Source organism: Siccibacter turicensis LMG 23730 (assembly GCF_000463155.2).
GTDB lineage: Bacteria > Pseudomonadota > Gammaproteobacteria > Enterobacterales > Enterobacteriaceae > Siccibacter > Siccibacter turicensis.
Genome location: NZ_AWFZ01000009.1, coordinates 1 through 262 on the forward strand (window position 1 = coordinate 1; position 262 = coordinate 262).

1 rRNA gene is annotated in these 262 nt (G+C 55.0%); it reads right to left on the reverse strand.

Going from position 1 to position 262, the window contains the following annotated elements:
* Positions 1 to 262: ribosomal RNA gene (locus DW58_RS01230) — 16S ribosomal RNA — on the reverse strand; the annotation flags it as partial.

Below are 262 nucleotides of genomic sequence, written 5' to 3' on the forward strand. Positions count from 1 at the left end.
GGCGGTGTGTACAAGGCCCGGGAACGTATTCACCGTGGCATTCTGATCCACGATTACTAGCGATTCCGACTTCACGGAGTCGAGTTGCAGACTCCGATCCGGACTACGACGTACTTTATGAGGTCCGCTTGCTCTCGCGAGTTCGCTTCTCTTTGTATACGCCATTGTAGCACGTGTGTAGCCCTGGCCGTAAGGGCCATGATGACTTGACGTCATCCCCACCTTCCTCCGGTTTATCACCGGCAGTCTCCTTTGAGTTCCC